This window comes from Mycobacterium sp. NPDC050853 (assembly GCF_040653875.1).
In the GTDB taxonomy this organism is placed as follows: domain Bacteria; phylum Actinomycetota; class Actinomycetes; order Mycobacteriales; family Mycobacteriaceae; genus Mycobacterium.
This window is the reverse complement of the sequence record NZ_JBFAGW010000002.1, coordinates 307456-326335: the sequence shown is the minus strand read 5'-3', so window position 1 is coordinate 326335 and position 18880 is coordinate 307456. Positions and strand designations below refer to the sequence as shown.

At 61.5% G+C, this 18880-nt stretch carries 29 protein-coding genes; 26 read left to right on the top strand and 3 right to left on the bottom strand.

Going from position 1 to position 18880, the window contains the following annotated elements; genetic code table 11:
* Window positions 1-1472: 1472 nt before the first annotated feature.
* Window positions 1473-2114: a hypothetical protein gene (locus AB0H22_RS09940; protein WP_358146507.1), complete on the bottom strand. Its 642-nt coding sequence runs from the start codon at window positions 2112-2114 to the stop codon at window positions 1473-1475.
* A gap of 637 nt (window positions 2115-2751) precedes the next feature.
* Between AB0H22_RS09940 and AB0H22_RS09935 the strand changes: the two genes are divergently transcribed.
* Both AB0H22_RS09935 and AB0H22_RS09930 read left to right on the top strand, forming a co-directional pair.
* Complete coding sequence (locus tag AB0H22_RS09935; protein ID WP_358146506.1) at window positions 2752-3039, top strand: helix-turn-helix transcriptional regulator; 288 nt, start codon at window positions 2752-2754, stop codon at window positions 3037-3039.
* A complete protein-coding gene (locus AB0H22_RS09930) occupies window positions 3036-3839 on the top strand; it encodes a phage antirepressor KilAC domain-containing protein (protein WP_358146505.1) in 804 nt (267 codons plus the stop codon). Before AB0H22_RS09935 ends, AB0H22_RS09930 begins: the two co-directional genes overlap by 4 nt.
* Before the next feature lie 44 nt (window positions 3840-3883).
* Here the strand turns inward: AB0H22_RS09930 and AB0H22_RS09925 are convergent, their stop codons facing one another.
* Entirely contained in the window at window positions 3884-4243 is a 360-nt protein-coding gene (locus AB0H22_RS09925; protein WP_358146504.1) for a hypothetical protein, read from the bottom strand.
* Window positions 4244-4499: 256 nt separating this feature from the next.
* Here AB0H22_RS09925 and AB0H22_RS09920 point away from each other — a divergent pair, with 256 nt between their 5' ends.
* The 17 genes from AB0H22_RS09920 (at window position 4500) to AB0H22_RS09840 (ending at window position 13221) form a co-directional block, all read left to right on the top strand.
* A complete protein-coding gene (locus AB0H22_RS09920; RefSeq protein WP_358146503.1) occupies window positions 4500-4685 on the top strand; it encodes a hypothetical protein in 186 nt (61 codons plus the stop codon).
* A gap of 101 nt (window positions 4686-4786) precedes the next feature.
* Entirely contained in the window at window positions 4787-5071 is a 285-nt protein-coding gene (locus tag AB0H22_RS09915) for a hypothetical protein (RefSeq protein ID WP_358146502.1), read from the top strand.
* On the top strand, window positions 5068-5376 hold the full coding sequence (locus AB0H22_RS09910) for a DUF732 domain-containing protein (RefSeq protein ID WP_358146501.1): 309 nt from the start codon (window positions 5068-5070) through the stop codon (window positions 5374-5376). The genes AB0H22_RS09915 and AB0H22_RS09910 overlap by 4 nt, the downstream gene beginning before the upstream one ends.
* Window positions 5377-5396: 20 nt before the next feature.
* On the top strand, window positions 5397-6104 hold the full coding sequence (locus AB0H22_RS09905) for a hypothetical protein (protein WP_358146500.1): 708 nt from the start codon (window positions 5397-5399) through the stop codon (window positions 6102-6104).
* On the top strand, window positions 6091-6360 hold the full coding sequence (locus AB0H22_RS09900) for a hypothetical protein (RefSeq protein WP_358146499.1): 270 nt from the start codon (window positions 6091-6093) through the stop codon (window positions 6358-6360). Before AB0H22_RS09905 ends, AB0H22_RS09900 begins: the two co-directional genes overlap by 14 nt.
* A complete protein-coding gene (locus AB0H22_RS09895) occupies window positions 6357-6791 on the top strand; it encodes a hypothetical protein (protein ID WP_358146498.1) in 435 nt (144 codons plus the stop codon). Before AB0H22_RS09900 ends, AB0H22_RS09895 begins: the two co-directional genes overlap by 4 nt.
* The gene (locus tag AB0H22_RS09890) at window positions 6791-7204 is read left to right on the top strand and encodes a hypothetical protein (RefSeq protein ID WP_358146497.1); all 414 of its coding nucleotides are present in this window, start codon (window positions 6791-6793) and stop codon (window positions 7202-7204) included. The genes AB0H22_RS09895 and AB0H22_RS09890 overlap by 1 nt, the downstream gene beginning before the upstream one ends.
* Window positions 7201-7374, top strand: a complete 174-nt coding sequence (locus tag AB0H22_RS09885) for a hypothetical protein (protein WP_358146496.1) — start codon at window positions 7201-7203, stop codon at window positions 7372-7374. Before AB0H22_RS09890 ends, AB0H22_RS09885 begins: the two co-directional genes overlap by 4 nt.
* Complete coding sequence (locus AB0H22_RS09880) at window positions 7371-7577, top strand: hypothetical protein (RefSeq protein ID WP_358146495.1); 207 nt, start codon at window positions 7371-7373, stop codon at window positions 7575-7577. Before AB0H22_RS09885 ends, AB0H22_RS09880 begins: the two co-directional genes overlap by 4 nt.
* Entirely contained in the window at window positions 7574-7801 is a 228-nt protein-coding gene (locus tag AB0H22_RS09875) for a hypothetical protein (protein WP_358146494.1), read from the top strand. The genes AB0H22_RS09880 and AB0H22_RS09875 overlap by 4 nt, the downstream gene beginning before the upstream one ends.
* Window positions 7798-7944, top strand: a complete 147-nt coding sequence (locus tag AB0H22_RS09870; protein ID WP_358146493.1) for a hypothetical protein — start codon at window positions 7798-7800, stop codon at window positions 7942-7944. The genes AB0H22_RS09875 and AB0H22_RS09870 overlap by 4 nt, the downstream gene beginning before the upstream one ends.
* Entirely contained in the window at window positions 7941-9089 is a 1149-nt protein-coding gene (locus AB0H22_RS09865; protein ID WP_358146492.1) for a hypothetical protein, read from the top strand. The genes AB0H22_RS09870 and AB0H22_RS09865 overlap by 4 nt, the downstream gene beginning before the upstream one ends.
* Window positions 9086-9601 (top strand): hypothetical protein, encoded by a 516-nt coding sequence (locus AB0H22_RS09860; protein WP_358146491.1) that lies wholly within the window; start codon window positions 9086-9088, stop codon window positions 9599-9601. Before AB0H22_RS09865 ends, AB0H22_RS09860 begins: the two co-directional genes overlap by 4 nt.
* On the top strand, window positions 9598-10575 hold the full coding sequence (locus tag AB0H22_RS09855) for an AAA family ATPase (protein ID WP_358146490.1): 978 nt from the start codon (window positions 9598-9600) through the stop codon (window positions 10573-10575). The genes AB0H22_RS09860 and AB0H22_RS09855 overlap by 4 nt, the downstream gene beginning before the upstream one ends.
* A complete protein-coding gene (locus AB0H22_RS09850) occupies window positions 10572-12143 on the top strand; it encodes a DNA cytosine methyltransferase (protein ID WP_358146489.1) in 1572 nt (523 codons plus the stop codon). Before AB0H22_RS09855 ends, AB0H22_RS09850 begins: the two co-directional genes overlap by 4 nt.
* The gene (locus AB0H22_RS09845) at window positions 12140-12490 is read left to right on the top strand and encodes a hypothetical protein (protein ID WP_358146488.1); all 351 of its coding nucleotides are present in this window, start codon (window positions 12140-12142) and stop codon (window positions 12488-12490) included. Before AB0H22_RS09850 ends, AB0H22_RS09845 begins: the two co-directional genes overlap by 4 nt.
* Window positions 12487-13221 carry a DNA-binding protein gene (locus tag AB0H22_RS09840; protein WP_358146487.1) on the top strand — a complete coding sequence of 245 codons (735 nt, stop codon included), beginning with the start codon at window positions 12487-12489 and terminating at the stop codon, window positions 13219-13221. Before AB0H22_RS09845 ends, AB0H22_RS09840 begins: the two co-directional genes overlap by 4 nt.
* A 32-nt stretch (window positions 13222-13253) precedes the next feature.
* Here the strand turns inward: AB0H22_RS09840 and AB0H22_RS09835 are convergent, their stop codons facing one another.
* A complete protein-coding gene (locus tag AB0H22_RS09835) occupies window positions 13254-13826 on the bottom strand; it encodes a hypothetical protein (RefSeq protein ID WP_358146486.1) in 573 nt (190 codons plus the stop codon).
* On the opposite strand from AB0H22_RS09835, the gene AB0H22_RS09830 reads away from it, so the two are divergent.
* From AB0H22_RS09830 to AB0H22_RS09800, 7 genes are all read left to right on the top strand, one after another.
* On the top strand, window positions 13819-14367 hold the full coding sequence (locus AB0H22_RS09830; RefSeq protein WP_358146709.1) for a DUF4326 domain-containing protein: 549 nt from the start codon (window positions 13819-13821) through the stop codon (window positions 14365-14367). The genes AB0H22_RS09835 and AB0H22_RS09830 overlap by 8 nt on opposite strands.
* A gap of 956 nt (window positions 14368-15323) precedes the next feature.
* Window positions 15324-15671, top strand: coding sequence for a hypothetical protein (locus AB0H22_RS09825; RefSeq protein ID WP_358146485.1), 348 nt, complete (start codon window positions 15324-15326; stop codon window positions 15669-15671).
* Window positions 15668-15847 (top strand): hypothetical protein, encoded by a 180-nt coding sequence (locus AB0H22_RS09820; RefSeq protein ID WP_358146484.1) that lies wholly within the window; start codon window positions 15668-15670, stop codon window positions 15845-15847. The genes AB0H22_RS09825 and AB0H22_RS09820 overlap by 4 nt, the downstream gene beginning before the upstream one ends.
* Window positions 15844-16023, top strand: a complete 180-nt coding sequence (locus AB0H22_RS09815; protein WP_358146483.1) for a hypothetical protein — start codon at window positions 15844-15846, stop codon at window positions 16021-16023. The genes AB0H22_RS09820 and AB0H22_RS09815 overlap by 4 nt, the downstream gene beginning before the upstream one ends.
* Before the next feature lie 90 nt (window positions 16024-16113).
* The gene (locus AB0H22_RS09810) at window positions 16114-16455 is read left to right on the top strand and encodes a hypothetical protein (protein ID WP_358146482.1); all 342 of its coding nucleotides are present in this window, start codon (window positions 16114-16116) and stop codon (window positions 16453-16455) included.
* Window positions 16452-17423 carry a hypothetical protein gene (locus tag AB0H22_RS09805; RefSeq protein WP_358146481.1) on the top strand — a complete coding sequence of 324 codons (972 nt, stop codon included), beginning with the start codon at window positions 16452-16454 and terminating at the stop codon, window positions 17421-17423. Before AB0H22_RS09810 ends, AB0H22_RS09805 begins: the two co-directional genes overlap by 4 nt.
* A gap of 89 nt (window positions 17424-17512) precedes the next feature.
* Entirely contained in the window at window positions 17513-18718 is a 1206-nt protein-coding gene (locus AB0H22_RS09800) for a Fic family protein (protein ID WP_358146480.1), read from the top strand.
* The last annotated feature ends 162 nt before the right edge of the window (window positions 18719-18880 follow it).

The window sequence follows — 18880 nt, the reverse complement described above, 5'->3', positions numbered from 1 at the left end:
CCCAGTCGTGTGGGCGCCGAGGCCAGCGCGCAGTGGACTCGCGTGCTGGTCTGTCAAACATGGAGGCAAAGGCGCCAAAAATGGAAGCGAGGCGGCACAAATGCGAGATCATTTCCACTTTTGCAAGAAAATTGCTGTTCCTGAAACCCGCCATGGTGAACCAGCAGGGCGGGTTGCCAACAGTTCTGAATATTGCGTCTTCCCGGCCATCGGGAATGGGTATAAGGTGACGCCAAGATTGCGTCGGCCAAATTGGTTCATACTGAGATGCAGCGCGGATGCTGGGCCGGATCGGCGGTCCTAAGGCATCAGACGGTACGGACGGCAGGGAAGGAGTGAGGGCTATGGCCACCTGGAGTGAGTCAGGGCCGCAGGAGTGCACCTCGTTAACCGTCCCTCGCGGCCAGAACCGGGTCGAGAATGTTCAGATGACGACTGTCGCTGCAGAATTTTGGGGTGAGAAGGCCCCCCAGGGATGGGGTTACGTTCCTTGTATGCAGATGAACGCCGCGAGATCGCCAGTATGCAGCCTCCGCGTCGGCCCGCCCTGCGAGGGATTCTCAGCGTCCGGTATTGGGAGTCTTGGTCGCCTCCCGGCCGCCGAAGCAAACCCGTTTCATGTTCGATCCATGAAGAAAGTTGCCGTTGGTGGTGGGCATCCGTCGTGCCGGGTCTCTACGGTGCAGATCTATGCGCGAAACCACTATGAGGTGCACACAGAATGTCCGAAACAGGGTGCAGACTTATCCCAGGGTCCGCGGGGGAGCGGGCACTGGACCAAGACAAACCGGGGGGAGCAGTGTCGAACTATGCCGGAAGCGACTGTGTGTTGGACAGACGCCGGATCTGGTTTCTATCTTCATCCTCAGGCAGGGAGTTATCCACAGATTTGGCGCTCCGGAGGCTGGCGAAGGTGTGTCGTCCCCATCAAGTCGGACTATCGAAGAGGATCGAGAAATGGAACCTGTGTCCCACGGAAACGACCTACCGGCGTGTCAAAACCACTTTGGCCAATCCAGGGAAGGATGAGACGCGTGAGTGAAGTTGGCTTCGTGTCGGCGAGCTACTTCCCGGGTGCTGTCGCTACCGCGGGCGAGGATGCGAGGCGTTGCACATGGTGTGGAAGTTCGGCCGAATCGATGAGAGGGTGATCGTATGAGCCAGAAGGACGTGCAAAGAGGCCGATTTTTCAGCGGCACAAGCGAGTTCGGGCTGACAGAATATGAGCCGAGGAAGGCTGAGCGGTGCTTCACAACTGAATAGAAGCAAATGATGGAGCCCCTGGCTGGCACCAGGGGCTCCGTGACCAAGCACTTATCTGTGGGAACAGAGGAAGGGATTAGTCATGCTTAAACTACACCGACGATGCACATCCGACACAGTTGGTGAACGGAAAACTGTGCATGAAATGCGTCGCCTGTGGCATACCTGGCGGGCGCCGCGACATGAGCGATGACGAGTCGGAGAGACTCCTATGTGCGATCGGTGATGTCGTCAACGCCGTGAGGGAGGCCATCAATTTGTTCGCTGAGCCTGGTGACGGCGTTCATCAGTGCGTCCATCTCGTCGGCGAGATCGGACTCGGTTGCGAGACGATTGAGACGCATTCCAGCTTCGTTAAGGATCTCGATGAGACCTGACAGGTATCCGAGTTGTCCCGATGTGGTGTCCAGAACGGGGCTGAGTGCTTTTTCCAGTCGCTGCGCCTCAGGTCTGAAATCGAGTGTCGCGTCGATTTTGGCAAGGCGCTCGAGCACGCCTTGGATCTCGCGTCGAGGCAGGTCGGCGATCGGTTCAGGTAGGTGGGCCTCCTCCGCCACGCGAGCGACGTTAGCTCTCAGGCCTTGGAGCGACACGACGAGCTTGTTGGCTTGGGCGTCAGTGCTCACTTCGGCGATCTGTCCGCTCAGTGCCTCAATCGTTTTCGCAACGGATTCGGTCAAGTCGTTTGAGTACTGGTAATACTGACTTCGCACCTCGGGGACGTGTAGCAGCGGTTCCAGAACGGCCGCAGCCGCTTTCGCATCCGCGATCGATTTAGAGAGCTCGTCATACAGCTCTTTGCTTTGGAGTATCTGCGTGAGGATGAGTGCACGGTCAGCTACCTTGATCACCGATTGGACCCGTGTTTGAGCTAGCTGGGGCTCACCGGTTGGTAGCTCTGACCTCGGCGTACCGGGAGTCTCGGCCGACGGCGCGCCAGTAGGGGGAATCTGTACAGATGCGGAGTCCCTGCCGCTTCCAGTGTCGGTGCCGGTGATCCTGGTCCTGGGATCGTTCTGTAGATCGGCTGAAGACACTATCGGCGTGGGGCTTCCGCCGATAAGGATGTTCTGGATCGACCCGGACTCCCATTCGAGCGCCCGCTCGACGGAGTCGATAGTGCTATCCGACCAGTTGTCTCGCTTGCCGTTCTCGATGTCACTAATCAATCGTGGGGATAGGCCTGTGGTATCGGCCAGGTCTACCGCCTTCTTCATCCCTAGCTCGCGGCGGCGGGTCGTCACAAGCGAAGCGAGTCGTTGGCGGCCCTGGTCCAAGGTCTTGTGTTCAGTGCCCGTCATCCCCTCATGGTGCATGAAACTGCATGAAACATCCACCCGGGGTTCATGGCAATCGGGTCACGATTTCCTGAAACTCATGCGTGAAACTACAACGGATGGATGGCCATCTACCTGGGGTTGAGCAATTAAGTGAATCGTTTCATGCAATTGCTTGACACAGTTTCATTAGGTTGCATACGATGCATGCATGCGAGCCGAACTGGACATGAATCGCCTTCGGGAGGATCTGCGGAAGGAACTCCAAGAAGTAGAGATGGTGCGAATGGGCGCGACGATAAAAGCACTCCGAGAGGCGTATGGCTGGCAAGTCGGCAAGTTCGCCATCGCCATCGGAACCACGCATCCACATCTGTCGAACATCGAGTCGGGGCGGCGCAGATGCACTCCGGTGATGGCGCGGAAGGTCGCGCAAGTGCTAGGCGTACCTCTTGCGGCTATCACCTCCAGCTACACGCCTGAGGAGATCGGGGCGTGAGCACCGCAGTCGAGCTATTCGAGTTTCACGGCCAGCCGGTTCGCTTCATGATGATCGACGGTGAGCCTCACCCGGTTCTTGCCGACCTGTGCAAGGTGCTTGAGCTGACCAACCCAAGCATGGTGGCGCAGCGTATCGATCAAGCTGCTCTAAGTCAGGCTGATATCAGGTCTGGTGGGCAGATACGGCGCGTCACCGTCGTGAACGAGTCGGGTATGTACGAGGTGATCTTTCGCTCCGACAAGCCCGAGGCTGTCGAGTTCCGTCGTTTCGTCACGGGTACGGTTCTGCCGCAGATTCGCAAGACTGGTCAGTACGGCACGGCTGCGGTGGTTCCACTGACTCGTCTGGAGTATGCGCGCAAGCTGGTCGACGCCGAGGAACGCGCCGAGGCTGAATCCCGTGCCCGCATCGAAGCTGAGTCGCGTGCAAGGGAGTTGGAGGCGCCAGCCTCTGCCTGGTCTCACATGGCCGATTCAACTGGCGACTATGGGGTCGCCGACGCCGCGAAGGTCCTATCGCGTGACCCGAACATCAACATCGGCCGTGACCGTCTCTTCAGGTTCATGGCTGCGGAGGGCTGGATTTACCGCGACCGCGGCACCGCATCCTGGAAGGCCTATCAATCCCAAGTCGACTGCGGACGCCTCGTCGAAAAGCTGAACACCCCGTACCTGCACCAGCCGTCGGGGGAGATGCGGGTACCGCCTCCGACTATTCGGATCACGCCGAAAGGACTTGCAGAGCTTCATAAACGGCTCGGTGGTAGCGGCCAGCTAGCGCTGGTGGCGGCGTCATGAGTGCCCTGTCCGTGCGCGAGGAGCTGGCGGCACACGGCGGCGAGTCAGCTCCGCTCCAAGGCCTCAATCCGACTGGTCAACTGCTGAACGAGCACCTCCAGACCCTTCACGGCAGCGACCACGTAGCCGATCCGCTCTATCGCGGCAGCACCGTAGGAGACCTCGCCGCTCGTGCGTACCGCAGCGGCCTCGAAGCCATTGATGACCATCTTCGTGATCGGGTACGGCTCCAGGGGTCCAGCGTCGATGAAGGGCGCGTCATTTGGTCGGGTGCGGACGAAGGACTCCAGGTCGGACAGTCCGGCAATCAGGACCTCATCGGTGCTCCATCCGTGGTTGCGCAGTCGGTTCACGGCTTCCGCACTGATCGCCAAATGGACGGGAAATGCAATCTCCCTCTCCATAACAAATCTCCTTACGTTGCACGGGCTGTCACCCGTTATGTAGCCGGCGCGATCCTTGCCGCGTCTCGGTGGTGGCAGCGTAAGGCGTGGTCCGACGTGCCGCGGGTAACTCGCGGCCGTCGGGTATCACAAAGGCCGGTGACCCCTAATGACGGACAGCACCAGCTGGGTTCCGACCGTCGAGGCCAACAAGAAGTTCGTTGCATCCGAAGCCGAGATAACGCAGAACAGATGACGACACGAACGGAGACGCCGCGTGAACAAGATCGGCTACAACCGGGCTGAAGCGGCAGACGCCCTGGGTATATCCATCGACAAGCTCGACCAGGAGTACAAGGCCGGTCGAATCTGCCCTAAGTACACGGGCAAGAAGCCGCTCTACTCGCCAGACGAACTCAAACGCTGGCTTGAGTCTTTGCCGTCAGAACCCAAGTCGGCATAGCACTTTCAATAACTGAATAACCGAAAACGTCGGCGGCGGCTCCGCGACCAAACGATTCCACCGCCGACGTTCCTACTAGCAATCCTACGGAAGGAATTGCCATGTCACACCATATCCTCAGCCCCGGTGAGCGCGTCGGAGATGCACCGCCTGACGAGGCCGAACCACAGGTGAGCGTATGGGCGACCGAGATCAGCGCCCGGATCGGCACCGTGATCGCGACCGCCACACCGACCGGTACGAATCCCATGCAGCCCTGGGATATCACGGCCAACATCGGAGACGCCGTCTACGAATTCCCAGTGCTCAACGTCAAGGCCGCAAATGCCGCCATCAACGCACTGGCTCAGGCTTACGCCCACGGGCGTGAGGCGGTGTCGGCATGAAGCGCCTACTCCTTGCCGCCGCGGTCGGCGCCGTGATCGCTGGCGCTTGCTCGCCACCGGCACACGCCGATGACGCCAGTGATTACGCGGCCAGCTATGGCGGTCTGGTCTGCAAGCAGCTCGATGCGACTCCGACGCTGCCGGGTGTGACCCGGGTGGGCGTACTTGTTGCAGGGGAGGGGTTTTCGTCGTACGACGCGGGCCGCATCATGCGCCTGTCGGTCAACACGTTCTGCCTACGCCACACCGATCTGCTCCAGCGCTACATCGCAGCAGCAGGCATCGCGCCGGGGAGGTCGGCATGAGCCACTTCACAGTCATGGTCGTGCTGCCCGGCACGCTCAGTCCTGACAAACTGCGCGATGCGCTCACCGCAGCGCTGGCGCCGTTCGATGAAACCCTCGAACTGCCGCGCTATGTCGAATACACAAAGCAGCAGTTGATCGACAAGGGCCGCAGAGAGATCCAAGAATACAGGGATGGCCTATACGCCAGGTACCTGGCCGATCCGATCAAGTATCTGACGGACTGCCGAAATCCTGGCCATGCCCGTTACCTCGCTGGGGAGTCCGATGATGGTGGCTTCCCGGCGAAGCTGAAATGGTCGGACGAGCAGGTTTACACCGATGGAATCCGTTGGTACGAGCCAGAAGACATTGGCACCGACGGCGAGGTCTACTCCACGAGTAATCCGAAAGCCACGTGGGACTGGTGGATGATTGGCGGTCGCTGGCGTGATGCATGGCGGCTCAAGGCGGGTGCCACATCCGGACTCGCCAGCGAGTCGTCATGGGCTTCCGATGCGCCCAAGTCCGGCCACACTGACTGCGCTCGCCTGACCGACATCGAGCCCGATTCGATCGGAGCCTCTTACGCCCTACTCGGCCTCGATGGGAAATGGGTAGCAAAAGGCGATATGGGCTGGTTTGGCATGTCTCGCAATGAGAATGACGACTGGCCAGAGGCGTTCAAGGCTGCGCTTGCAGACATTCCCGCTGATAGCTGGGTGGTGAACGTCGATGCGCACATCTAGTTGCACCGAGTTGCGGTGTGTCGATATCCAGGACGAGCTGGACGTCGAGGATGACCTCGTGGAGATCGGGGTAGCGATCGGGCACTTGATCGGAGTGGCCTTCGACGTCTCGGAGACCACCGGTGTTCCGGTGCCGGATTTCAACAAGGATCCGAACTGGTTCGGGGGCTGCTACCTGGAGATCGCCGACGAGCTGGGCTACAAGCCGACGCTGGCGGGGGATTGGTGGATCGACGCGCCGAGGTGGGCGGCATGAGCATCTACGTAGCGAGTTCGTGGCGAAACCAGTTGCAGGACGCAGTGGTCCACGTGCTGCGTGCGGCCGGCTTCGACGTGTACGACTTCAAGAATCCACCCAATGGCAGCGGGTTCCATTGGCCCGAGGTTGGGCTACAGCGAGACAGTGATACGTCGCGTGTTGAGGACTACCTGACGGCGCTGGGGCATCCCCGCTCCGTCGAGGGGTTCAACTCGGACTTCGAGGCCATGGAGGCGGCGGACACGTTCGTTCTGGTGCTGCCGTGCGGGCGCTCTGCGCACCTTGAGCTCGGCTGGGCAGTCGGTGCGGGCAAGCGCACGGCCATCTTGCTGGAGGATCCGTGCACCCCGGAGCTCATGTACAAGATGGTGGACTACCTAGCGCCCAGCATGTTTGACCTACTCGGTTGGCTGGAGGTGAAGGACTGATGACAACCCTCGAGTACACCGAGCAGCTGGTGGTCGAGCACTGCTGCAACTGCAGCATGGCATTCGCAATGCCCGCCGATTTCCAGCGGCGACGCCGCGATGATCACGTGAACTTCCACTGCCCGGCAGGTCATCCCCAGCACTACTACGGCAAGACCGAGGCTGAGAAGCAGCGGGAGCGCGCCGAGCGACTGGAACGCCAGGTCCAGGCCCGCGAGGCCGATATTCGCTTGGAGCAGCGGCGTCTGGAGTCGGCGCGACGCGCGCACGCGGCTACCAAAGGGCAGCTGACCAAGACCAAGAACCGCATCGCGAACGGTGTATGCCCTTGCTGCAATCGCTCTTTCGCGAACCTTGAGCGTCACATGTCAGGGCAGCATCCCGATTACCGGCGACAGGGGGAGGGCCAGTGATCGAGTTGACCGTACCGGTGTGCTCGGTGCATCGGATGTTCATGCCGTGCCCTCCATGCGCGAAACAGGAAGCGCGGCTGCGCGTGCAGAACCTGGTGGCCCTCGGGTGGATGCTGCTGTTCACCGTGTTCTTCGTGGCTGTGCTCTGGTTTAAGTGCGGTGGCCAATGACTGCCATCGAGACGAAGGAAGTTGCATCGCTGGTCGCGAAGATCGTCCGGGCTCAGGTGCTTGAAGCGATGAAGACCCTTGTCACCGTGCGGGTCATTGAGCCCGATCATGAGCAAGACGCTGCCGCCATCACCCAGACACTCCAGCGGGCCTACGACCAGCTGACCGCCGAGTTTGACCTTTCGGTAGGTGATTCGCGATGAGCCTCAACAACTTCGATGAGTCCCTCGCCGAGTTGATCCGTCACGGGGCAGCCATGGCCGACATCCAGACTGTCGCGTCGGCCCGAGCTCTCTACGCGAAGGCCGACGGCGACGTGTGCCTGCTCTGTGAAGGGAGCGGAGTCATTCAGTTCCGGCTGACCACGGGTATTTGGTCCCAACCAGTTCAGTGCTCGTGCGTGATCTACAAGGAGGTTGTGGCGTGACCGCATACAAGGGAGAGGTCTCCAAGTTCAGCACCGAGGGAATCGTGATCACGGGTGACTTCACACCCGGGGACGTGATCTCTCTGCGCCCCGGGGCCCGAATCGTGATCCTCACGGAAGAGGACGCGGAGAGGTTCCTGTGAAATTCTCTGTGCGCTCCAGCGTGTTTGCGCCTGCAATCGCTTCTGTCGCAGCGGGTCTGCCGCGCGCGGCCGATACTCCAACGCTGGCCGGGATCCTCGTTGAGCCGTTGATCGGGTCCGTGGCGATGAGCAGCTACGACTACGAGCGGTCCATCCGCATGGAGGTTGCCGCCGACGTGGGCGAGGTCGACGGCGCCGTGTTGGTCTCCGGCCGACTGCTCGCGACTACCGGGAAGCTGCTGCCCTCGGACGCTGAGGTTGCCTTGGAGGCCAAGGGCGGCACGCTCTCTGTCAGCTGCGGCAAGGCCTCTTTTGTGCTGCCGCTCATGGAAGCTCACTACTACCCCCAGCTGCCGCAGGTTGCCGAGGACCGCGTTGTCGGCGCGGTGATGGCGTCGGAGTTCAGTGCGGCGGTCGCGGCGGCGGCTCCGTTCGCGGCGGGGGATCCCGCCCTGCATGAGTGGACGGCGGTGCACCTGGTCGCCACCGAGGCCTATCTCGAGCTGACGGCGTGCGACAAGTGCTCGGTCATCGTCAAGCAGATCCCATTCAACTTCGCCGCCGAAGAGGTGACGACCGTGGATGTGCCTGCTGGACTCCTGGCCGATGCAGTGGGTCCCTGGAAGGGATTCGACGGCTCGATCGAGTTGTCCTGGGACGAGAACCTATTCGCACTGTCAGGGACTGGATCAACGTCAACGATGAGCATCCTGGCCTACCCCTATCCATCGGTCGAAACTGTGTATCCCAAGCAGGTCACCACGGCGTGCGAGGTGACCAAGAGCCACCTGGTGACGATGCTCAGCCGCGCCTCCGCGTTCAGCTCGGGGGATTACGCCCGCATCGAGTTGTTCGCGACCGAGGGCAGCCTCGCTGTTCAGAATCTGGGCGGAGATGGGCTCATTCGCGATGAGCTGACACCCCACAGGTTCTCAGGCGCTCCAGCCAAGGTCTCCATCAACGGTCGAAGGCTGGCAGCAGCTATCAAGGCCATCGATACCGACCGGATGACCCTGGGATTCAACGGAATGCGCGTAGGGATCTACCCCGGAACACCGGAGGTCATCTTCGAGCGCTCAGGCATATCGCTACCGCCCGAAGAGATGGCGGTAGCAGTCATGGGAATGGTCGGAGATAAGCAATGAGTGCTGAGCGGATATCGGACATCGCTGTGGAGGCAGTCCTGTGGGCGCACGTCGGCAAGCTGGCCGACGAGCGCAAAGAGGCCGCCAAGGCGCGCGCGGTCGAGCGGATGAAGGCCGACGGTGTGCGAGCCGTTGACGCGGTGGCCCTGGAGAAGATGATCGGGCAGATCTTCGCCTCTCGTCCGAAACAGGCCTGCCGAATTGAGGACTCGCCCGGCTTCCTCGCCTGGGTCAAGGAGCGCTACCCGGACGAGATCGCCGAGACGGTTCGGGCGCCGTTCCAGAAGAAGTTGATCGACTCCGCGGTGGTCGACCCTGACGGCGTTGTGTGGCTGATGGGGGAGGCGTGCCCCTCGACGTCCTCCTATCTCAAGGAACCGACGTACACCGTGAAGCCCTCAGGAGACGTCGCCGAGGTCGTGTCCGAGCTGATTGCCCTACGCCGATTCACGCTTGATGGCTTGAAGGAGCTGGAAGACAACGTTATCGAAGCGGAAGTGGTGGACGAGTGACTCTGACAGTCCGCAAGCCAACCGGTGTCGTGCCTTTCCCTCTGGTCCTGATTGAAGGTCCCGAGAAGTCAGGGAAGACCTACGCCGCAGCGCAGTTCACCGCCTCGGACAAGATCGGGCAGGCCTACTGGCTCGATCTCGGTGAGGACGCTGCCGACGAGTACTCGGTCATCCCCGGCGCCGAGTACCTAATCATCGAGCACGACGGAACCTGGCGCGACATCGTGCACCAGGTCGAGGAAGTGGCCAAACTCGCGAAGGCAGCGCATGCGGCCGATGAGCCCCCGGTGGTGCTGGTCATCGACTCGATGACTAATGAGTGGACTTTCCTTAAGGATTGGGCCGATCAGCGTGCCAGGAACACACCCTCGAATCGGGCGAAGCTGGCCAAGGACCCGGACGCTGAGATCAAGCCGTCGATGAACTTCTGGAACGACGTCAGTGAGCGGCACTACCAGCTGATGCGAACCCTGGTGTCGTTCCCCGGGATTGTGATCATGACTGCCCGGGGCAAGGAAGTCGCCGAGGTCGAGGACGGCAAGCCGACGGGCAAGCGTGACTACCGCGTTGAGGGCCAGAAGGATCTGGCCTACGAGGCCACGGCCTGGGTGCAGCTCTCGCGCGAACGGCCACCCGTCGTGGTTGGGGTGCGCTCGCCCACCTACGGGGTACGCCCAGGCGTAGACCAGCCCAAGCCGGTGAAGGACTTCTCGCTGGAGTGGCTGATCTTCGACGTGATGAAGCCCGGCATGTCCCCGCGTAAGACCACACCGTTGCAGGCCTCCGACGTTCCGCCGGCCCAGCAGATGAAGGAACAGCTGCGCGCGCTACTGGAGGGCAGGGGCATCGACTTGAAGTCCGCGGGGAAGTGGTTCAACGACGAGTACGGCGCAGACCTGAATTCCAGTACTGATCTGGAGCAGCTAGAGGCGACGATCGACCACTTCGAGGCGATGGAGAGGTCGGCCGCATGAGCACGCACGTTTCGATGACGGACTTCTTCTGTGGCGCTGGAGGTTCTAGCACCGGGGCAGTTCAGGTCCCAGGCGTATCGATCCGGACTGCGGCCAACCACTGGCAGCTGGCTGTGGACACCCACAACGAGAATCACCCGGACGCAGACCATATCTGCGCCGACCTCTCCCAGATCCACCCCAAGTACTTCCCATACAGCACGTTCGGATGGTTCTCTCCTGAGTGCACCAACCACTCACAGGCCAAGGGAATTAGGCGGATCGACGCACAACCCGACCTGTTCGGGGAAACCCTGCCCGACGAGGCGTCCGAGCGCAGCCGGGCGACCATGTGGGACGTTGTTCGGTTCTCGGAATACCACCAATACGAGGTGGTGTTTGTTGAGAACGTCGTAGAGGCGGCGAAGTGGGCGCCGTTCCAAGCCTGGCTGACCGCGATGGAAAGCCTCGGCTACGACCACCGGCTTGTGATGTTGAACTCGATGCACGCACAACTCGGCGGTCTCGGGGCACCGCAGTCCCGTGACCGTCTGTACGTGGTGTTTTGGCGCCGAGGCAACCGGGCACCCGACCTGGAGCGCGTCGTCCGACCGCGCACCCTCTGCCCTGACTGCGGGCCCGTCAACGCAATGCAGGTGTTCAAGAAGCCGGGCAACACCGTCGGCCGGTATCGGCAGCAGTACATGTACCGGTGCCCGAACATCAAGTGCCGCAACCAGATCATCGAACCTGTGGTTCGCGCGGCGGCTGAGATCATCGACTGGTCACTACTCGGCGAACGGCTCGGCGACAAGCCCATCAAGCAATTCGTCGACAAGAAGACCGGCGAGGTGAGCTTCGGGCCACTAGCGCCCAAGACGATGGCCCGCGTGCACGCCGGCATCGACCGCTACTGGCTCCCGCTGCTGGTGCCCGTCGAAGGCCGAGAAGGCAAGGAAGCCCGCCCAGTCTCGGAACCTGTCAGGACGATGACCACACGCAGTGAAACCGGTCTGCTGATGCCTTGCGGCGGCACGTGGCGTGACGACGCGGCGCCGACCACCGAACCCTTCTCCACCCGCACTACCAGGGAGACAGACGCCCTCGCATTCATCGCTGAACTACGTGGAGGCAGTAGCGACGCCCGCTCTATTGCCGACCCGCTGGCCACCGTAACCGCTTCGGGTAACCATCACGCACTCGTCACCACTTACAACGGCAAGGGTGGCACCAGGTCGGCCGACGAGCCGCTATCGACAGTGACCGCGGTGGAGCGCCATGGGCTGCTGATGCGGAACAACACTCCGCGCGGCAATCCCGCTCAGATGGTTACCCCGGCTTCCGAACCGATGCGGACCCTGACCACTGAGGGGCATCAGTCGCTACTGAGCGCTGAGCGTCCCACGATCAATGTCGATGACGTCCGATTTCGGATGCTGGAACCGGGCGAACAGAAACGCGCCATGGACTTCCCAAGTGACTACGTCATCAAGGGCAACCGACGTGAGCAGGCACGCCAAGCGGGCAACGCCGTAACCCCGCCGTCGTCACGCGACCTGATCACGGTTGGCGTGGAGAGCCTGTCGTGACCGCTGAGTTCACCCCTGAGGCGCTACGGCTCATGCGTGAGCGCTCCGGAGGACTCTGTGAGGTCCAGTGGCCCAATGTGTGCCAGGGCAGCGGTAGTCAGCTGGTCGGCCATCATCGGCGGCCGCGCGGCAACGGCGGCACCAAGCGTCAGTCATCGCGGCTGGCGGCCAACGGGTTGATGGTATGCCCTCGGTGCCACACCTTCCTGGAGACCGGAGAGCGCGGCCAGGCCCGCAAGCGCGGGTTCATCGTTGCCCAGAACGCGGAGCCCATGGACGTCCAGGTGTTCTACCGGCACGAGCACAGCATGCTGCTGGACAACGACGGAAACATGGTGGCGGCATGAAATGCACACGCGGCAACTGCTCCGGAAACAGCCGCGCGCGGACCAGGAGCAGCTTCCGGCAAGGACTATGCAAGCAGCACTATGAGCTGGCCGAGCGCGGGTATGTCGACAGTGCGCCTGTACGGGCTCGCCTGACGCTGCTTCACGCCGCGGGGTACTCCTGGGCGCACATCGCCGAGCTGGCCGACCTGAGCGAGCACGGTGTGCGTCTCATCCGGGATGGTGAATACGACTCGGTCCGAATGCATTCCGCGAAAGCCATCCTCACCATCCCAATTCCGGGGCGATTCGATGGAAGCGGATACGTCAGCACGGTGGGCACTGTGCGACGACTGCAGGCGCTCGCCGCGATCGGGTGGAGCTTCGATGCCCTGGCCAAGATGATGGGCACCCACCGCAACGTGCTGCTGTCGCTGCTCAAACGCGAGCGCATGCTCGCACGCCGGGCTCGCGAGATCGCCGAGCTGTTCACCCGGCTGCATCTGACGCCGGGGCCGTCGGAGAAGGCACGCCGGCATGCGCGCGGCAACGGGTGGCCCGTGCCCTTCGCGTGGGACGAAGACACCATCGATGACCCCAGCGCCACACCGGATCTAGGCGGTGAGTCGACGTGGATGCAGGAATACGAAGACCTCCAGTGGGTCTGTGAAGACGACGAGAAGATCGCCGAAGCGATGGGCATCCAACCGGACTCGGTGAAGACGCAACTACGGCGGAAGGGCGCGGCATGAGTGACGCAAGGGCTATCCGCCAATTAGTGTCCCTAGCCCGACTGGAACACGATCCCGTCCCACTCCGCTGGCGTGGCCGCGGGCTTCCGTGTTGTCTGTACGACCGGCCCCTGGGACACGCCAGCCCCCTGCTGGTTCTGCAGGGCGACGTAAAGCATCTGAGCCTCAAGCCATCTGCATTCCCACAGCGCATTGGAGATCTGTACAAGACTAACTTCCATCGGGGCGGGTATAGGTTTGGAAAACGTACTCAGCACGCTCTTGCTCATGATCAGTCGGCCATCTGCATCGAGTCTGAATGTTGCCGAGTGCGCAACGCGGTCTCTCACCGCTTTGATTCCCATGTATACGTCCTTGGTCGAGCTAAGGTCCGCGTCGGTTTCGATATCGTCGGCGATGTTGAGGAACAACTCGATTCGTTCAGCGTCGTTAATTCGGGAGACCGCCCGTCGCCAGACCAAGTCAGCGGTGTGGGGCATCCGCTTATCGAAGAACATCTTCGCGATCGCGTTATCCACGAAGTCTTGCAGATGGGCGAAGGCTCCAAGGAGCTTAAGTACCAACGTATGAACGTCCTCAGTGCCGGTCTCATCGGGGATGGTCATGGCGGTGAGGCTACGCATTCATGTCGGCCTGAGTTGGTGGTTTCGCATGCCTGAGCGAATCCAGTTGCGGCGCACTAAGGGGTGGCGCAAGCCCGAGGGCGCGATCGTGGTGTCGCGGCCGAGTCGGTGGGGCAACCCGTTTAGGATCGGCGGCCCGTCTGGCCTCGCCCGTATCCCCGCCGTGCACTACCCCGAGAGGGAATGGGAATACGAGGGCCGGTGCAGCGCAGCCGGTGCGTACCACCCATATGTCTCAGACGAAGTGGTCAACCATCCGAAAGCGAAAGCCACGCCGGACCTTTCAATTAGGGCGTACGTGCCCTGCAACATCCGGCATATGACGCCAGCGGAATCCGTCGAGTGCTACCGCGCATACGTCACTGGGGGCGGCTGGCCGATCGACTGGGTACCGCGGCCGGGGTTCACCGTCGCTGAAATTCGCGCCGAGCTCGCCGGCCACGATCTGGCCTGCTGGTGCCCGCTCGACCAGCCGTGCCACGCCGACATCCTGCTCGAAATCGCGAATCAGGAGGACGCCTAAATGGCAAGGGATCACACGCGAATCAACCTGGACATCTGGGGTGACGACGAATTCCGCGACCTTCCCGTGGATGCTCAGAACCTCTATTGGACGCTCTGGACGAGTCCGGACAGGACGTACTGCGGGGCCCATGAGTGGAGGCCCGGGAAGCTCGCACAGAGGGCGGGCGACTGGACGGTGCCAAGGATTCTGGCGGCCGGCGCGGTGCTGTCGAAGCGCCTGTTTCTCATCGTTGACGACGTCACAGAGGAGTGCCTGATCCGGTCGTGGATCAAGCACGACGGTCTATGGAAGATCCCCAACATGGCGGTCACGATGGCCAACGCTCGAGCATCGGTCGGGTCGAAGACTCTCCGCGGCGTGATCGTTCACGAGGTCAAGAAGCTCGTCAAAGCCGAACCCGCCCTGGGTTCATGGAAGCGCGACGAGGTTGTCAACCTTCTGTCCCAGAAGGCGATCGACCCCGCAAGCGTGGAGCCGTTTACCCCACCGCCAACCCCGCCAGCATCCCCACCGCCAACCCGGCGAGTAACCCCCGACTTAACCCTTAGCGATGGGGTTGGGGTTAACCCCCCGCTTAACCCGGCCCCTACTACAGCTACTGCTACTTCTACTACAGCTACATCTACAAAAGAGGGTTACGTAAGTCGGGTACCTCACCAGAGCGCCGAGCCGGTTCCGCCCCCTCATTGCACTCGCCATCAGGGTGGAACTGACTTGCGCTGTGGCGCCTGCGCTGTCGCGCGACGTGCTCACGATGCGGCGACAGAGGCCGAGCACCGACGAGTCAAGGCCGAACGTCGCGACGCCCTGGCTCGTCGGCAGGGCTGCACCGAATGCGACAGCGCAGGCTGGCGTCTGGACTCTCCGGATGACGCTGCCGTGAAATGCACCCACGGCGCCACGCCAGCCCTCCAGCTCGTCCACAGCGATGCGAACCACCGGCGGGTGGCCGGATGAGCGGGGAACAGCATTCCGGAGGCTCTGCGGCCGTCCTGGACCGTCCCAAGGTCGATATCGCCGAGATCGTCGGTGGTATGGGCGCGAAGGCCTGCCAGTGCCTGTTCGTCGTATGCCCGTGTCACGAGACTCGATGTGATCAGGAAGCGAAGTGGGCGGCCCGCATCCATGGCTGGATTAGAAGGGGCGACACAGAGCACTACAAGGTCTACGACCTTTGTGATGACTGCAAGAAGCACATCGAGGAATCGGTACGACAGCTTGTCGGAACCGACGGTGCGTGCAGCTGCGGCATGACCGGTAAGTCGGTTTCGGACTACATCGGTCCGGTGATGCCGCTATGAGCTTCGAGGCGAAGTACCCGGGACGGTGTGGCAGCTGCGACAACAAGATTCATCCTGGCGACGACGTGCACTACGAGGACGACGAGCTGGTGCACGACGACTGCCCCGGTGAGGTCGGTGGACCCATCGAGGTGTGCCCGGACTGCTGGTGCATTCATCGAGGGGAGTGCGCGTGAGCGACTACGAGGAAGACACGGGCCGCCCGGAGCGACCTGGCCCGTACGACGTGAACGAGGCGATCGGCCGCGACTGCCCGGACTGCGAGGCGCCGTTGGGACGTAAGTGCCCACGCCCCAACGGGGCTGGATTCAAGGACTGCCCGTGTGTCGGTCGACTGAAGGTGGGTGCCTGATGACGAAATGCGGCGTGGAATCTCAAGTACTGCAGGCGATAGCCGAACTAGAAGCCAACCAGGACGACATCGAGATAGTGGAGGTGACGTATGGGCACAGCTGATCTCGCCACGCTGGAGTCCGAGGTGGCGGCTGAGTATGCGGAGCTGGCCGCGGAGCGTATGCCAGAGAACCCTTTCAGCCTGGATGACTGGTTCGAGACGGTTGACTGGTCGAACTTCGAGCGCAGCACCGAACGGCGTGACGCCATCGGTCCCGAGTTTCCGCGAGAGCAGTGGGTGGTCTATCCGGGGAAGCGCATGGTGATTCTTCTGTTGGTGCGTAACGTGATTCGGCTGATCCGAGAGAAGCCGGATCACCCTAGGAATGAGGAGTTGTTCCAGCAGGTGGCGTTTCTGTTCGTGTACGGAGGGAAGGTGCGGATCGCGTGACCGAATGCACTCGCTGTGGAGAACGCTGCGAACTGTTCCTGTGCTGGAACTGCGGCAAGACCATCCGACGCCTGCTCGTCGGCCAGAAGGTGACCCGCCGCAAGGGAACCGAGGCGCAAGGGGAGGAGCCGGGCATCATCTGGTACCTGGACCGCCTGATGGAGTCGGCTTACCTGCAGACCCGCATGGGGTCGAGCAGTGTGCGTACTGCGCCCGACTCCATGCCGCTACTCCCAGATAACCGGGCATCGAAGTTGCGCCACAAGATCCATGCCGAGCTCACGTCGTGGGTCAAGCAGATCACCGAGGGGCGTCGTATCCGGTTCCTGCCGCTGGATTCTGTGGAACCAGACTTCATCGGCCCCTTGAGGCCCGGGTGGCGCCGCATCCCCGCCGACTACACGGCATCGAGCGCCGACATGGCGCGCTGGCTGGCCCACAACCTGCTGGCGATCATGTCCGAGGAGAACGCTGCCGAGCTCTATGACGGACTCGTAGCGCTGACCAAGAAGGCACACAGGGCCATCGACCGCCCCGAGCTCCAACTCTTCGGAGAGTGCTCAAAGCCGATGGGGGAGAGCGACGAAGGTGTCCCGCTGACGTGCGGGGTGAAGCTCTACGCGGAGAAGGGCGAGAGCGTCGTGGGATGTCCGCGGTGCCGATCGACGTACGGCGTCGATGAGCTCCGCGAGGACATGCGGGCCCGGGCCCGGGACCAGCCCATGACCGGAGCGGACGTGCTGCGCATGATGAAGCTAGCCGGCGAGGCGCCGCCGCCGGCCACGTTCTACAAGGCACTCGGCCGCGTCGCGCCGCGGATGTACCTGCACGCCGACGGTCAGCGCAACCAGACTCACACCCCGGGCTGCAAGAAGCTGTACGCCTACGACGACGTGTTGGCCAAGCTCAACGAGAAGGACGACAAGCCGGTGCACCGTCGGCGCGAGCGCAGGAGGACGAGCGCGTAACTATATTGGACGTGGGGCCAGACAGCCTGGTGGACGCATAGATGGACGAAGATATGGACAAATATGTCCCTATCTTCTAGTATTGCCTAATGGGGACTCGTAAGTACGAGACATCACATGGTTGGTTAAGATTCGAATTCAAGGGTGGCGAGTTCAGTCAACTGAGCGTCCGTCTGGGTGAGGCTTTCTCCAAGTGCAGGCATCTATCTGGCACTCCGCTACAGCCGATGCTGGCAGCTGAGCTAGCCCAGCTCTATCTCGTCAAAGGAGTTTCGGCGACCACGGCGATTGAGGGAAACACGCTAACCGAGTCCGAGGTTGCGGACATTCTGGAAGACCGTCACAGGCTTCCGCCGTCGCAGGATTATCTCCAGCGCGAAGTCATGAACATGGAAGAAGTTCTCCATCAGATCGACGTTGAGGCGAAGAAGCCGGGTCGGTGGTTCGTCACGCCCGAATGGCTCAAAGACCAGAATCGGGGGATTCTGGCGGGCATCCCAGACGAGGAGCATGTCATTCCGGGGGAGTACACCTCGAAACAGCTGATCGTCGGGAATGTGTATCGGGCTGCGCCGCCTGAGGATGTCCCGTACCTGGTTGATCGTCTTTGCACATGGATCAATTCGATGCTCGAACCGGTCTATGACCCGAAAATCGACTCAGACAAACGCTTCTTCCAGGCGTTCTACGCGGCGGTGCTCGGGCATCTGTACATCGCGTGGATACACCCGTTTGGGAACGGTAACGGTAGGACGGCCCGAGCCTTAGAGAGTGCGATCCTGGCAAGCTCAGGCCTGGTGCCGTGGGTGTCCAGCAGCCTGCTGTCTGACCACTACAACAGAACACGTGCTCGCTACTACGCGAAGCTTGACGCTGCCTCGCGAAAGGGTGAGGTTAAAGAGCTGATCGAGTACGCCGCAGATGGTTTCGTCGACCAGCTGCGCGAGCAGATCACGCGAGTGCAAACCATGCAACGGAAGGTTGCGTGGGTCAATTACGTTTACGAGGTATTCCAGGACGAGACGCAAGGGGCAACCTCGAAGCGGCGGCGTGCTCTTTTGTTGGCACTGCCGGAGGGGCGCTGGACGCCAAAGTCTCGGCTTCGTCGCCTTACTCCCGAGTTAGCGGAAATGTACGCGATTGTTGGCGACAAGACTGTTTCCCATGACACCAACCGGCTGGTCAAGCTTGGTCTACTACGTGGTGACGCCAAGCGCGGTTTCTGGCCAATGATCGATCTGATGGATGCATTTATTCCGGCCAAGCAGACATCCGACGACATCGATTGGTTGTAGGTTACGAAGGATGAATCACATGCTTGTAATTAGCCCTCTGACCTCGTAGAATACGGATAGCAGTAGCGCAACTATGCCCAAATTGGCGGTTGACCTGCACTTTATGGCGCTCAGCTGAGGTCTACGCGGTGCATTGACTCCAACGATTTGTATGTTGGACGT

Bases quoted from the DNA above. Each gene is read 5' to 3' on its own strand.
- AB0H22_RS09890 (WP_358146497.1), top strand. From the start codon at position 6,791: ATGACAACCCTCGAGTACACCGAGCAGCTGGTGGTCGAGCACTGCTGC.
- AB0H22_RS09910 (WP_358146501.1), top strand. From the start codon at position 5,068: ATGAAGCGCCTACTCCTTGCCGCCGCGGTCGGCGCCGTGATCGCTGGC.
- AB0H22_RS09825 (WP_358146485.1), top strand. From the start codon at position 15,324: ATGAGCGGGGAACAGCATTCCGGAGGCTCTGCGGCCGTCCTGGACCGT.
- AB0H22_RS09800 (WP_358146480.1), top strand. From the start codon at position 17,513: ATGGGGACTCGTAAGTACGAGACATCACATGGTTGGTTAAGATTCGAA.
- AB0H22_RS09880 (WP_358146495.1), top strand. From the start codon at position 7,371: ATGACTGCCATCGAGACGAAGGAAGTTGCATCGCTGGTCGCGAAGATC.
- AB0H22_RS09875 (WP_358146494.1), top strand. From the start codon at position 7,574: ATGAGCCTCAACAACTTCGATGAGTCCCTCGCCGAGTTGATCCGTCAC.
- AB0H22_RS09835 (WP_358146486.1), bottom strand. From the start codon at position 13,826: ATGACCATCCCCGATGAGACCGGCACTGAGGACGTTCATACGTTGGTA.
- AB0H22_RS09830 (WP_358146709.1), top strand. From the start codon at position 13,819: ATGGTCATGGCGGTGAGGCTACGCATTCATGTCGGCCTGAGTTGGTGG.
- AB0H22_RS09925 (WP_358146504.1), bottom strand. From the start codon at position 4,243: ATGGAGAGGGAGATTGCATTTCCCGTCCATTTGGCGATCAGTGCGGAA.
- AB0H22_RS09895 (WP_358146498.1), top strand. From the start codon at position 6,357: ATGAGCATCTACGTAGCGAGTTCGTGGCGAAACCAGTTGCAGGACGCA.
- AB0H22_RS09840 (WP_358146487.1), top strand. From the start codon at position 12,487: ATGAAATGCACACGCGGCAACTGCTCCGGAAACAGCCGCGCGCGGACC.
- AB0H22_RS09850 (WP_358146489.1), top strand. From the start codon at position 10,572: ATGAGCACGCACGTTTCGATGACGGACTTCTTCTGTGGCGCTGGAGGT.
- AB0H22_RS09935 (WP_358146506.1), top strand. From the start codon at position 2,752: ATGCGAGCCGAACTGGACATGAATCGCCTTCGGGAGGATCTGCGGAAG.
- AB0H22_RS09820 (WP_358146484.1), top strand. From the start codon at position 15,668: ATGAGCTTCGAGGCGAAGTACCCGGGACGGTGTGGCAGCTGCGACAAC.
- AB0H22_RS09915 (WP_358146502.1), top strand. From the start codon at position 4,787: ATGTCACACCATATCCTCAGCCCCGGTGAGCGCGTCGGAGATGCACCG.
- AB0H22_RS09860 (WP_358146491.1), top strand. From the start codon at position 9,086: ATGAGTGCTGAGCGGATATCGGACATCGCTGTGGAGGCAGTCCTGTGG.
- AB0H22_RS09900 (WP_358146499.1), top strand. From the start codon at position 6,091: ATGCGCACATCTAGTTGCACCGAGTTGCGGTGTGTCGATATCCAGGAC.
- AB0H22_RS09810 (WP_358146482.1), top strand. From the start codon at position 16,114: ATGGGCACAGCTGATCTCGCCACGCTGGAGTCCGAGGTGGCGGCTGAG.